The organism is Thauera sp. (assembly GCF_035444905.1).
GTDB lineage: Bacteria > Pseudomonadota > Gammaproteobacteria > Burkholderiales > Rhodocyclaceae > Thauera.
This window is the reverse complement of the sequence record NZ_DAOMPS010000078.1, coordinates 1-12,351: the sequence shown is the minus strand read 5'-3', so window position 1 is coordinate 12,351 and position 12,351 is coordinate 1. Positions and strand designations below refer to the sequence as shown.

Below are 12,351 nucleotides of genomic sequence, written 5' to 3'. Positions count from 1 at the left end.
CGTCTTGTGCAGGGGCGAGGCGGTGCGGACAATTCGTGGGAGAAGCGTTTTTTATGTCGCGATCAGTTGGACGCAGTCTAGAAACTCTCAGGACACTCAACAAGAACACTTCGATCGCTGTCCACAGAGCGCACAACGCTGTTTTAAAAGGGGTTTTTGATGAGGTCTGATACCGGGGCCGACTACGGGACGGTGCGCAGTCTGGTCCGCGGGCTCGAGCTGCTGCGTGTGCTGAACCGGCACGACAAGGGGCGTGCCTCGCTCGCGCAGATCGCCAGCGGCACCGGCCTGCACCGCACGACCGTGCGCCGGCTGCTGGAGACGCTGATCGAGGAAGGCTACGTGGAGCGCAGCGCGTCGGACGACCGCTACGTGCTGACGCTGAAGGTGCGCGCGCTGTCGGAAGGCTTCAAGGACGAGGAGCGCATCTCGAGGGTGTCCGGCCCGGTGCTCGCCCAGCTGCTGCAGCAGGTGCGCTGGCCGTCCGACCTGTGCACGCCCGACGGCGGCTCGATGCTGATCCGCGAATCGACCCATCGCTTCAGCTCGCTGTCCTTCAACCGCGCGATGGTGGGAGAGCGCCTGCCGATGTTGCTGACGGCGGCCGGACGCGCCTATTTCTGCTACTGCGAGGACGAAGAGCGCGAGGCGCTGCTCGTGCTGTTGCGCCGCGATCCCGTGCAGGCGGCGCTGGCGAATGACGGCAAGTTCATAGCCAACCTGCTCGAGCAGACGCGCGGCCGTGGCTATAGCTCGAACGAGGGCGACTGGAGCGCGGAGCGCAAGATCGGCGCGATTGCCGTGCCGGTGTTCGAGGGCGGGAAGGTGATCGCCAGCGTCAACGTCATCTACCTCGTGCGTGCGGTCTCGCATGCCGAGGCGGTGGCGCGCTATCTGGCCGCGCTCGTGGATACGGCACGGCAACTCGAGGCCGCGCTTGCCGCGCCACCGGATTGAGGGTGCCCGGGGACCGAGCACGCGCGTGCTCGGGCGAGGTCCGCGAGGGCGGATGTCGAGCCGGTTCGACGACCCGCCCTTGCCTGCCGCAGCGGGCGGCGCGGTCAGTCGCGGTCGAGCACTGCGGCGATCGCCGCACGCAGCTGGCGCACGGCTTCATCCTCGTCCCACACCGGCTCGCTCTGACGCCACGCAATGAAGCCGTCCGGACGCACCAGCAGGGCGCCAGCCTCATGGATTTCGCGCATCCGCTGCCAGGTGCAGTAGGCGTCGAGTGCGCCCGCGGACCCGGTGACCACCGTGCGCAGGTAAGGAAGATCCAGCGCCTGCGCGGCCTTTACCCAGGCCTGACCGGCAAGGCCGGTGACGAGCGAGAACTTGCCCTTGCCAGTCACATCCAGGGTCGACACCTTGCGCCCCCGGCGATCGATCAGCCACGCATGCGGGATCTTCGCCCCGGGGCGGGTGGTCGGCTGAAGGTACAGTTCGGCGTCGCGCTTCCAGACTTCCTCCCCTGCTGCAGCGTCCGGCACGACGGCCGCGGAGACATAGCGCTGGTTCATCTCGACGCCCTGGGCGTTGAACTCGCGGTTCTTGAGTTCCAGGGCTGCCTGCGCCGCCTGGCGTGCCTGGATACCCTCCGGGCCGGGGTCCTTGAAGCGAGCGATGCCCGCTTCCGCCGGATTGTCCGCACCCTCGACGCGGAAGACCGCCTTGATCGGCGCGTAGTCCAGGCGGGACTGATTGGCTCGCTTGACGATCTGCTTGCCGACCGGGGCGCGCTCGGCGGTATACGTCTCGAGTAGCCCCGGCCCTGCGTGCCCCTTGACCACATAGGCCAGCTTCCAGGCCAGGTTGAACGCATCCTGTACGCAGGTGTTCAGACCCAGACCACTCGAGGGGGGATGACGGTGCACCGCATCGCCGGCGCAGAACACGCGCCCCTTGGAGTATTGCGGCGCATAGGCCTGATTCACGTACCAGACGGAGGTGCGCACGATCTCGACCTCGAGATCGGGGTCCCCGACCAGGATGCGGATCTGCTTCAGCACGAACTCGTCGCTGACGTCGGGCTCGCCCTTGGCGATGTCGATGCCCCAGCCTGCGATCCATTGCGTCCACGGCTTGACCGCACGCAGCAGGCCGAAGCCGATCTCGCCGAAAGCCGCATTGGGGGTGACGATCCAGTGCAGGATGCTCGGGCGATGCTCGACATAGCGCGTCAGGTCGGCGTTGAAAATGGCGTAGGTGGTGCCGGCGCGGGCCAGCTGGCCTTCGACCGTCAGGCCAAGGTCTTCGAGGACCTTCGATTTCGCGCCGTCGGCACCGACCAGGAAACGCGCTCGCATCGAGTATTCGCGGTTTGTCAGGCGGTCACGCAGGCTCACCGTGACGCCATTCTCATCCTGGACGTGCGACAGGTACTCGGTGTTGCACGCGAAGGTCGCGCCGCGCTCGGCGGCGTTCTTGTACAGGACGGGCTCGATCAGGGGCTGCGGGATGTCGAGCAGCTCACAGGGGCTGCCCTGCAGGTAGTCGCCCTTGCGTTCCTCGCCGGTGCCCCACGCGCGGATGCGGACCAGCTCCTCACCCGCCAGGCTGGTGGTGAACAGGCTGTCGCCCATCAGCTTCCAGGGCGTCGCGTAGCGGTAGGCCTCGTCCTCGATGTCGAGATCGCGCAGCACTTCCATCGTGCGCTGGTTGGTGATGTGGGCGCGCGGTGAGTCCGCCAGCCAGTTGTAGCGGGAAACGACATGCACGCGCACGCCATAGGTCGCGAGTGCAAGCGCGGTCGTGGCGCCTGCCGGCCCGGCGCCGACTACGAGCACATCGGCATCGAATGATTCCATGTTCTGTGTTCCTTCGGGTTCAGTGATCAGTGCGTTCACTCGATGAACTTCCAGGTCCCGTTGGCGACTTCGATCAGTACCGGGCTGGCTGCGTCGTAACCGCCGTGATCGGTCGGCGACATCGTGTACGTGCCGTTCGCGCCGACCAGCTTGTTGGTCTGCTCGAGGGCGTCACGCACCGCGGCACGGAATTCGGGCGTGCCGGGCTTGGCCGTCTTCAGCGCAGCGCCGAAGGCGCGTTCGAGCATCAGCCAACCGTCCCAGGAGGCGCCGGCAAAGGTCGAGCGCGAGTCCGGACCGAACTTCGCTTCGATCGCTTTGACCAGTTCGACGCCCACCTGCTTGTTTGGGTGCGCGTCGGGCAGTTGCTCGGCCACCAGGACCGGCGCGACCGGCAGGCGGTTGCCTTCCACGGCCTTGCCGCCCACGCGCAGGAATTCCTTGTTGGCCACCGCGTGCGATTGGTAGATCGCCCCGGTCCAGTTGCGACCGCGCAGGGTCGTTGCCGGCAATGCGGCCGGGGTGCCGGAGGCGCCCACGAACACGGCGTCGGGCTTGGCGGCGATCAGTTTCAGTGTCTGCCCGGTGACCGAGGTGTCCGGGCGCGCATAGCGCTCGGTGGCGACGATCTTGATGCCGGCCTCTGCGGTGGTCTTGGTCAAGGCCTTGAGCAGCAGTTCGCCCCACGAGTCGGAGAAGCCGATGAAGCCCACCGTCTTCACGCCGCGTGCCTTCATGTCGGCGACCGCGCGACCGACCATGATCTCCGCGCTCGGCTCGACGCGGAATGCCCACTTCAGCTTCTCGGGCGCGACCTCGATCGGTGCCTGCGACAGCAAAGCGATCTTCTCCTCGTTCGCCACATCGGCCATCGCCACGCCGGAGGTGATCAGGTTGGGCCCGAACAACACGTCGACCTTGTTTTCCCCTGCCAGCTTCCTGGCGTTCTTCACCGCGTTGGTCGGGTCGGTGGCGTCATCGAGCACGATGTAGTTGATCTTTTCACCGCCCAGCGTGCGTGGCATGAGGTCGATCGCCTTGCGGGTCTCGATCCCGAGCGAAGCGGCCGGGCCGGTGAGGGAAAAGACGACGCCGACGTTGATGTCGGCCAGGGCAGGTGCGGCGGCCAGTGCGAGCGTGAGCGCGCAAAGCGGGGTACTGAATCGGCTGTTCATTGGAATGTCTCCTCGTGATGGTAAGGATCGGAACGGTCCTTGATCGCGGTTGCTGACGTCGGGCGGCGGGTAAGGGACTTTTCGACTCGCCTTGACGTACTGGCATGCTAGCATGCCAGTTAGAGAATGCAAGTGGATCAGACAGTGGTTTTGGCCCGCCCCGCGTCCTGGGAGCGAGGCTGGTGCGGCCAGATGCTAGGATCACGCCCCAGTCGGGGGCCGAAAACCCGGGCCAGACTCAAGTAGGCAAGAACATGGAAACAGCACACAAGAAGGCATTCATCTTCAGGGAGCTTCTGCAGCGCCTGTTCGCGGGGCGCTATCGGTTCGGCGAGCGCATCCCGGTGAAAGAGCTGAGCGAGGAGCTCGGCGTCAGCAAGCAGCCGATCATGACCGCGCTCAACAGCCTTCAGGAGCGGGGTTTCGTGCGCATCACCGCGCAGGTTGGCTGCGAGGTGATCGCGCCCACCGCGGACGAGATCGAGGACTTCTACCGCATGTTCGCGGCCGTCGAAGCCGTGATCGCTGGTCTCGCCGCAAGCCGGGCGACGCCAGAAGAAATCACACGCCTCGCGGAAATCAATCAGCAACTCACGGCGGTCGCGCCGGATGCGTCGCCCGCCGAGGTCTATCGGCAGATCAACGTCCTGTTCCATCGCCAACTGCACGACATGGCGCACTCGAGTCTGGTGAGTTCGCGCCAGTTGGCGAACTTCGAGCTTTCGGACTTCTTCATCGTGCAGACCTGCGGATTCGATGCGCACCTCGAACTCGTTGCGGAAGAGCATCAGGCGGTGATCGATGCCGTCGCCTCCCGCGACCCGCGGCGTGCGGCGGACGCGGCACAGGCTCACATCCTGAGCGTCTCGGACAGCGTGGCCGGGTTCCTGCACCATCCGGCGGCGCGATAGGCCAACCGAGGGGCAGCGGTAGAAGAACGGCGCGCTCAAGCCTCGACCGTGTCCGGATGCCCCGGGCAGATCTCTGGCGCGTCCGGAAAGGAAAAGGCCCTGGCGCCCGCGGTGACGCGGGGCCAGGGCCTTCAATTTCAGCAGATGACCCCCGAAGGGGGCCTTGCCGATCAGACGAACTGCACGACCTGCGCCGCACCGCGGGCCTTGGCGGCCTGCGGGTTGTTGAAGTCGGCCATCAGCTGCGCCTGCTTGGCCTTGGCGAGCGCGATGTGACGCTCCTTGACGTGGCCGTAGCCGCGGACGTCGTCCGGCATGCTGGCGAGCTTGACCGCGATCGCGAGGTTGTCGCGATTGAGCTTGCTGCACAGCGTGTCGAGCAGGCGGTCGTAGTCCTCGATCGCCTGGCGCTCCAGATGACGCTCCTCGGTCTTGCCGAAGATGTCCCACTTGCCGCCGCGCAGGTGCTTGAGCTTGGCGAGGTGGCGGAAGGCCTTCAGGATCCACGGGCCGTACTTCTGCTTGATCAGCTCGCCCGTTTCCGGGTCGCGCTTGGAGAGCAGCGGCGGCGCCAAGTTGTACTCGATCGTGTAGCCGTTCGGGAACTGCGCATCCAGCTCGGCCAGGAAGGCCGGGTCGGAGTGCAGGCGGGCGACCTCGTACTCATCCTTGTACGCCATCAGCTTGTAGAAGTAGCGCGCGGCGGCCTCGGCCAGCGCCGAGCTCTCCGCAGCGACACGCTTCTCGGCTTCCATCACGCTCTTCACCTTGGCCGCGTAGCGGCGGGCGTAGGCGGCGTCCTGGTAGCCGATCAGATCGGGCACGCGGATCTCGAGCAGGCGGCGCACTTCACCCGTGGCACCGACCGAGTCCACGATCTGGCGCGCTTCGGCGGTCAGCTCGGGGAGCTTGGGCGCCTTGGCTTCGTACTTGTGGATCTCGGCGTGGACGTAGTCGATGTCGACCACCGCCATGCGGCCCCACTTGAACGCCAGCAAGCTCATGTCCACACCGACGCCGGCCTGCTTGATCGCAGTCTCGAACGCCTGTGCGCTGATCGGCAGCGCGCCGGCCTGGTAGGCCACGCCGACCATGAACATGTTGGTCGCCATGCTGTCGGCGAACAGACCTTCGGCCATCGTCTGCGCGTCGAGGTAGACGTTGTCGTTGCGACGGGTGACGCGGTCGATGCCCTGGGTCAGGCGGTCGATGTTGGGGAACTGCACCGACTTGTCCGACACCATGTAGCCGGTCGGCGCCTGGCCGGTGGACACGATCGCGATCGTGCGTTCCGGATGACACTTGTCCAGGTTCTTGTTGTCGGTGGCGTTGAGGATGTCGAAGCCCAGATACAGGTCGGTACTGCCGTCCGAGATCTTGTTCGAGCCGTCGAACTGGGTGGCGGTGACCTTGATGTCCGAGATCACGGTGCCGCCCTTCTGCGCCAGGCCGGTCTGGTCCAGACCGACGGCCCACTTGCCGTCGATGCGCGCGGCGTTGGCGATGGTCGCCGCCACGGTCACCGAGCCGGTACCGCCGATGCCCATGACGTGGGCGCCGAAGTTGTTCGGATCGACCTTGAAGACCGGATCCGGCAGCGCGCGATCGAGCGCGGGCAGGCGGCCCTTCTTCTTCTTTTTGCCTTCGGCGGCTTCGGGCGCCGGGTTGGGCGTGATCGTCAGGAAGGAAGGGCAGAAGCCCTTAACGCAGGAGTAGTCCTTGTTGCACGACGGCTGGTGGATGCGCGTCTTGCGACCGAACTCGGTCTGCACCGGCTCGACCGACATGCAGTTCGACTTCTCGCCGCAGTCGCCGCAGCCTTCGCACACGCGCTCGTTGATCACCATCACCGCTGCCGGCTCGTAGGCCTTGCCGCGGCCACGCTGGCGGCGCAGCTCGGCGGCGCACTCCTGGTCGTGGATCAGCACGGTGGTGCCTTCGATCTCGGAGAGCACCTTCTGTGCTTCCATGAGGCGGTCGCGGTGCCAGACTTCCGTGTTGCCGTCGAGGTTCACCGCGTTGTAGCGCGACAGATCCTCGGTGGTGACGATGACGCGCTTGACGCCGTTGGCGATCAGTTCGGCCACCATCGCGCGCACCGGTTCGGCGCCCATGATTTCCTGGCCGCCGGTCATCGAGGTGTGGCTGTTCACCAGGATCTTGAAGGTGATGTTGGTGTTGGTCGCCGCACAGTAGCGCACCGCCAGGCTGCCCGAGTGGGCATAGGTGCCGTCACCCATGTTCTGGAAGATGTGCTTGGTGTTGGTGAATGGCTGCATGCCGATCCACTGCGCGCCCTCGGCGCCCATGTGGGTGCCCATGACCACGCCGCGCTTCATCCACATCGCCATGGTGTGGCAGCCGATGCCGGCCGACACGATGCTGCCGTCCGGGGCCTTGGTCGAGGAGTTGTGCGGACAGCCCGAGCAGTACCAGGCCGAGCGCGTCAGCGAGGTCAGCGAGTTGCGGCTGTGGATCTCGTCCAGGCGCTTGATCCAGCCTTCGGCGGATTCCAGCTTGGTCTTGCGCGACAGGCGGGCGTGCAGGGCGCGGGCGATGATGTCGGACTCGAACTCGCCGTGGAAAGGCAGCAGGTCGCGGCCTTCCTCGTCGCGCTTGCCCACGATGCGCGGTGCGTTGGCGCTGCCGTAGAGGATTTCCTTGGCGAACAGCTCGATGAAGGGGCGCTTTTCCTCGATGACGAGGATTTCTTCCAGGCCGCGGGAGAAGTCGCGGATGTCGTCCGGCTGCAGCGGGTTGAGCATGCCGATCTTGAGGATGCGCACGCCGGCGCGACGCAGTGCGTCGTCGTCCAGGCCCATTTCCATGAAGGCCTGGCGCAGGTCGTGGTAGGTCTTGCCGGCGGTGATGATGCCCAGCCAGGCGTCGGCGTTGGGCAGCGTGACCTTGTTGAGCCCGTTCTCGCGCGCATACAGGCGGGCGAGCTCCTGGCGCGCGTAGTACAGCGTGCGCTCCATGTCGAGCGCATCCTTGCGCACGTTCATGCCGAGGTTGACCTCGGGGCTGTAGGGGCGGCCGTCGAGCTCGACCACCGGGGTGACGAACGTCAGGCGGTCGGGATCGACGATGGCGCTGCCGCTGCCGTCGGCGACGTTGGTGACGATCTTGAGGCCCGCCCACAGGCCGGAGATACGCGACAGGTAGTAGCCGTGCAGGCCGAAGTCGAGGATGTCCTGGACGTTGGCCGGGTACAGCGAGGGGATGCCGACGTGGTAGAACATGGCCTCCGACTGGCTCGGCAGGGAGGACGACTTGCAGCTCGGGTCATCGCCGAAGATGGCGAGCACGCCGCCGTTCTTGAGCGTGCCGGTGTAGTTGGCGTGCTTGAGCACGTCGCCCGAGCGGTCCACGCCCGGCGCCTTGCCGTACCAGGTGCCGACGACGCCGTCGAACTTCTGGTTGCCCACCGTGTGCAGCATCTGGGTGCCCCAGACGGCGGTGGCGGCGAGGTCCTCATTGAGACCGTCGACGAACTGGATGTTGTGCTGCATCAGCAGCTTCTGCTGCTTGATGAAATTGGCGTCCAGCATGCCCACGGGCGAGCCGCGGTAGCCGGAGACGAACATTGCGTTATTCAGGCCGCGGCGACGGTCGAAGCGGATCTGGTCCATCGTCAGGCGCACCAGCGCCTCGATGCCACCAATGTGGATGATCCCCTCTTCCGCCGTGAATTGCCTGGTCAGGTCCTGTTTGGACGACATCGGTTTTTCCCTCTGTTGGCGTGGTGCGCTTGATGTGGAAAGGGCCGGCAGCGCGCATGACGGCGCGCTGCCGGCCCGGCCATGCAGCGCGTTGCTTGGATTAGACGAAGCGGAACGAGACGCTGCCGAGATCCTGGAAGCGGACGTTGACGTTGTCGCCTTTCGCAACCGGAATGGCTTCGGTCACGCCGCCGGTCATGATGAAGGTGCCGGCCGGGATTTCCTGGCCGCGCTTGCCGAGTTCGTTCGCCATCATCGCGATCGCGACCAGCGGGTTGCCGAGCACGGCGGCGCCGGCGGCCATCGACTTGACCTCGCCGTTGATCTCGAGCACCACGCCCAGCGTCGGCAGGTCGAGCTCGCCGAGGTCGCGCATGTTGCCACCGATCACGAAGCGGGCCGACGAGGTGTTGTCGGCGATCACGCTCTTGAGGTCGAACTTGAAGTCGCGGTAGCGCGAGTCGATCACTTCAACCGCCGGCAGCACGAAGTCGATCGCCGCCATGACGTTGCCGATGTGGCAGCCGGGGCCGCGCAGCGGGGCCTTGGTGACGACGCAGATCTCGGCTTCGACCTTGGGGTGGATGAGTTCGTCGAACTTCACTTCGCCGCCGTCCGGCACCGACATGTAGTCGGCGATGAAGCCGAACACCGGGGTCTCGACGCCCATCTGCTTCATCTTGGCGCGCGAGGTCAGGCCCGCCTTGAGGCCGGCGATCTTGTTGCCGCGGGCGAGCTTGCGGCGCTTGATCTCGTCCTGGATGGCGTAGGCGTCATCCCAGTCCATGTTGGGGTAGTCGTCGGTGATCTTGGTGACGTCGTGAATCTGCAGCTCGGCGTTTTCGAGGTGCTCGGCGAGCTTGGCGATGGTGGCCTGGTCGAGGGTGAGTGCCATGGGTGAATTCCTTGTCAGATGAAGCGGACCGACGTGCCACCGAGGCCGCCGACGTTGCAGGTGAGGCTGTCGCCGGCGACAACCGGGACGAGCGGGGATTGCGAACCGGAGAGGATGATCTCGCCAGCCTTGAGGCCGATGCCGAGGCGGCCCAGGGTGTTGGCCAGCCAGGCGATGGCATTGACCGGCGAACCTTGCACGGCGGCGCCGGTGGAGGTGCTGATGATGTCGCCGTTCTTGGCGAGGACCATGCCGGCAAGCGCGAGGTCGAGCTTGCGCGGGCTCTTGCGCACGCCGCCGAGCACCAGCACGCCGCAGGAGGCGTTGTCGGCGACGGTGTCCTGGATCTTGATCTTCCAGTCCTTGATGCGCGAATCGACGATCTCGAAGCAGGGCACCACGCAGTCGGTGGCGCGCAGCACGTCGGCCGCGGTCACGCCCGGACCCATCAGGTCGTTCTTGAGGATGAAGGCGACTTCGGCCTCGGCCTTGGGGGCGATCATCGACGAGGCGACGATCGGCTCGCCTTCGTTGAACACCATGTTCGACAGCAGCTGGCCGAAGTCGGGCTGGTTCACCTTCAGCATGTCCATGACGATCTTGCTGGTCACGCCGATCTTCTTGCCGACCACGGTGTGGCCGTCGTCGATCTGGCGCTGGATCATGCGCAGCTGGATGTTGTAGGCGTCCTCGATGGTGATGTCGCTTTCACGGTCGGTGAGCGGGGCGACCGGGGTCAGGGTCTTGAGCGCGGTGTACAGCTCGTCGCCGTAATGATTGATCTTGTTCTGGTCCATATCCTGTTCTCTGCGTGTGTTCGATTGACGTGTGCCGGCTGGCCTGCCGGCGGACGCGGCCGAGGCCCCGTCCGCCGGCAAAGGTATCAGTACTTGATCATCACGTTGCGCAGCTCGGTGTAGAACTCGAGCGAGTGCACACCGCCCTCACGGCCGATGCCCGACTGCTTGGAGCCGCCGAACGGGGTGCGCAGGTCGCGCAGGAACCAGCTGTTGATCCAGCACAGGCCGACTTCGATCGCGCTGGCCATGCGCATCGCGCGGCTGATGTCCTGGGTGTGCACCGAGGTGGCCAGGCCGTAGCGGTTGGCGTTGACCATGTTCAGCACTTCCTCTTCGGTGTCGAAGGGCTGGATGTGGCAGCAGGGTCCGAAGATTTCCTCGGTCACGACGGTCGCGGTCTCGGGCAGGCCGGTCCAGATCGTGGGCTGCACCCAGCAACCGTCCTTGAGGTCTTCCGGCATGTCGGGGATGCCGCCGCCGAAGACGATGTTGGCGCCTTCTTCCTTGGCCTTGGCGTACATGCCGAGAACCTTCTTCTGGTGAATCTTGCTCACCAGCGGGCCGATCTTGGTGTCGGGGTCGAAGGGGCGACCCGGCTTCATCTTCTCGGCCTGTTCCTTCATTGCGGCGACGACCTTGTCGAAGATCGGGCGCTCGACGTATACGCGCTCGGTGCCCAGGCACACCTGGCCGGCGTTTTCGAAGCAGGAGCGGGTCAGGGTGGCGATGGTGTTGTCGAAGTCGCAGTCGGCGAACACCACGGCGGCATTCTTGCCGCCCAGCTCCAGCGACACCGGGCGGATGCCGTCGGCGCCGGCCTTCATGATCGCGGTGCCGGTCTTGGTCTCGCCGGTGAAGGTGATGCCGTTGACATCCGGGTGGGCGGTCAGGAAGGCGCCGGCCGAATCGACGCCGAAGCCGTTGACCACGTTGTACACGCCCTTGGGCAGGCCGACCTTGTTCATCACCTCACCCAGCAGGGTGGCGGTGAGCGGCGTGGCTTCGGAGGGCTTGACCACCACGGTGTTGCCGCAGGCGAGCGCCGGGCCGGCCTTCCAGGTCATCAGCAGCAACGGCAGGTTCCACGGGCAGACAATCGCGATCACCCCGCGCGGGGTACGCACGCCGTAGCTGCGCGCGGTCTTGCCGTCCGGGGTGCGCATCTCGAAGGACTCGGTCGACACGTTCTTGATGGTGTCGGTGAAGATCTTGAAGTTGGCCGCGCCGCGCGGGATGTCGATGTGCGAGGCGAGGTGGGCCGGCTTGCCGGTGTCGGCGATCTCGGCCTGCAGGAAGTCGTCGAAGCGGCGGTTGATCTCATCGACCACGGCGTCGAGCATGTTGCAGCGCTCGACCACCGAGAGCTTGCCCCAGGGGCCCTTGAGCGCGGCCTTGGCGGCGGCGACAGCGGCGTCGACTTCCGGCTTGCCCGCTTCGTACACCATGCCGATCAGCGAGTTGTCGACCGGGTTGCGGTTCTCGTAGGTCTTACCGCTGACGTTGGTGACGTACTCGCCGTTGATGAAGTTCTTGATCTCTTTCATGCTCGATGTGTCCTCAGGTAGTGGATCGGATTGCAAGGCGCGGTTCGTGTGCCGCGGTCCTCGATACGGCTCGAGCGCAGGTTCGAGCCATTTCGTGCTGATGCTTGTTGCTGGCCTGCCTCGCAGCTGCGGCAATCTTGCCGCCTTCCGCGAGATTTGTAAAGAATCTCGAGATTTAATTTTCGAGATTTTTTCGACGCCCAAAGTCTGTCGGGAAAATGTGGCCCCCGTGACGACCCTGTGTGTCCCGTGCCTGACCAAGCGCAGTTGCGAAGCCTCGGCCTGCAATCAGGTTAGCCGAGATCGCCGGCTTGAAAACCGGGTGTGCAGAAACTGGATATCGATGTTGCAGAAGCTGGATATTGATTGATCTGATCGCGCCATAACCTGACGGCCTTCCATGCAACAAAGATGAGAGTGCGTCATGACCGTCACCACTGAATACCTGGACACCCTGATCCAGAAGGACAAGGCGAAGGGCCTTTTCCGCTGCAAGC

At 65.2% G+C, this 12,351-nt stretch carries 9 protein-coding genes; 3 read left to right on the top strand and 6 right to left on the bottom strand.

Going from position 1 to position 12,351, the window contains the following annotated elements:
* The first annotated feature begins 159 nt into the window (after positions 1 to 159).
* Complete coding sequence (locus PLC66_RS20845) at positions 160 to 957, top strand: DNA-binding transcriptional regulator (RefSeq protein WP_324544108.1); 798 nt, start codon at positions 160 to 162, stop codon at positions 955 to 957.
* Positions 958 to 1,061: 104 nt separating this feature from the next.
* Here PLC66_RS20845 and PLC66_RS20840 read toward each other — a convergent pair whose 3' ends face one another.
* Together PLC66_RS20840 and PLC66_RS20835 are read right to left on the bottom strand one after the other, a co-directional pair.
* A complete protein-coding gene (locus PLC66_RS20840) occupies positions 1,062 to 2,807 on the bottom strand; it encodes an FAD-dependent monooxygenase (RefSeq protein WP_324544106.1) in 1,746 nt (581 codons plus the stop codon).
* A gap of 35 nt (positions 2,808 to 2,842) precedes the next feature.
* Positions 2,843 to 3,982 carry an ABC transporter substrate-binding protein gene (locus PLC66_RS20835; protein WP_324544104.1) on the bottom strand — a complete coding sequence of 380 codons (1,140 nt, stop codon included), beginning with the start codon at positions 3,980 to 3,982 and terminating at the stop codon, positions 2,843 to 2,845.
* A 254-nt stretch (positions 3,983 to 4,236) separates the two neighbouring features.
* Here PLC66_RS20835 and PLC66_RS20830 point away from each other — a divergent pair, with 254 nt between their 5' ends.
* A complete protein-coding gene (locus PLC66_RS20830; protein WP_324544102.1) occupies positions 4,237 to 4,893 on the top strand; it encodes a GntR family transcriptional regulator in 657 nt (218 codons plus the stop codon).
* A 170-nt stretch (positions 4,894 to 5,063) separates the two neighbouring features.
* Here PLC66_RS20830 and PLC66_RS20825 read toward each other — a convergent pair whose 3' ends face one another.
* The 4 genes from PLC66_RS20825 to PLC66_RS20810 form a co-directional block, all read right to left on the bottom strand.
* A complete protein-coding gene (locus tag PLC66_RS20825) occupies positions 5,064 to 8,783 on the bottom strand; it encodes an indolepyruvate ferredoxin oxidoreductase family protein (protein ID WP_324544100.1) in 3,720 nt (1,239 codons plus the stop codon).
* Complete coding sequence (gene dmpH / locus PLC66_RS20820; protein WP_324544098.1) at positions 8,716 to 9,510, bottom strand: 2-oxo-3-hexenedioate decarboxylase; 795 nt, start codon at positions 9,508 to 9,510, stop codon at positions 8,716 to 8,718. The genes PLC66_RS20825 and dmpH overlap by 68 nt, the downstream gene beginning before the upstream one ends.
* Positions 9,511 to 9,524: 14 nt before the next feature.
* Positions 9,525 to 10,307: a 2-oxopent-4-enoate hydratase gene (dmpE, locus tag PLC66_RS20815; protein ID WP_324544096.1), complete on the bottom strand. Its 783-nt coding sequence runs from the start codon at positions 10,305 to 10,307 to the stop codon at positions 9,525 to 9,527.
* An 86-nt stretch (positions 10,308 to 10,393) separates the two neighbouring features.
* Positions 10,394 to 11,854, bottom strand: coding sequence for a 2-hydroxymuconic semialdehyde dehydrogenase (locus tag PLC66_RS20810; protein WP_324544094.1), 1,461 nt, complete (start codon positions 11,852 to 11,854; stop codon positions 10,394 to 10,396).
* A 94-nt stretch (positions 11,855 to 11,948) separates the two neighbouring features.
* Between PLC66_RS20810 and PLC66_RS20805 the strand changes: the two genes are divergently transcribed.
* Complete coding sequence (locus PLC66_RS20805; protein ID WP_324544092.1) at positions 11,949 to 12,224, top strand: hypothetical protein; 276 nt, start codon at positions 11,949 to 11,951, stop codon at positions 12,222 to 12,224.
* The last annotated feature ends 127 nt before the right edge of the window (positions 12,225 to 12,351 follow it).

Bases quoted from the DNA above. Each gene is read 5' to 3' on its own strand.
- PLC66_RS20845 (WP_324544108.1), top strand. From the start codon at position 160: ATGAGGTCTGATACCGGGGCCGACTACGGGACGGTGCGCAGTCTGGTC.
- PLC66_RS20840 (WP_324544106.1), bottom strand. From the start codon at position 2,807: ATGGAATCATTCGATGCCGATGTGCTCGTAGTCGGCGCCGGGCCGGCA.
- PLC66_RS20835 (WP_324544104.1), bottom strand. From the start codon at position 3,982: ATGAACAGCCGATTCAGTACCCCGCTTTGCGCGCTCACGCTCGCACTG.
- PLC66_RS20830 (WP_324544102.1), top strand. From the start codon at position 4,237: ATGGAAACAGCACACAAGAAGGCATTCATCTTCAGGGAGCTTCTGCAG.
- dmpH (WP_324544098.1), bottom strand. From the start codon at position 9,510: ATGGCACTCACCCTCGACCAGGCCACCATCGCCAAGCTCGCCGAGCAC.
- dmpE (WP_324544096.1), bottom strand. From the start codon at position 10,307: ATGGACCAGAACAAGATCAATCATTACGGCGACGAGCTGTACACCGCG.
- PLC66_RS20810 (WP_324544094.1), bottom strand. From the start codon at position 11,854: ATGAAAGAGATCAAGAACTTCATCAACGGCGAGTACGTCACCAACGTC.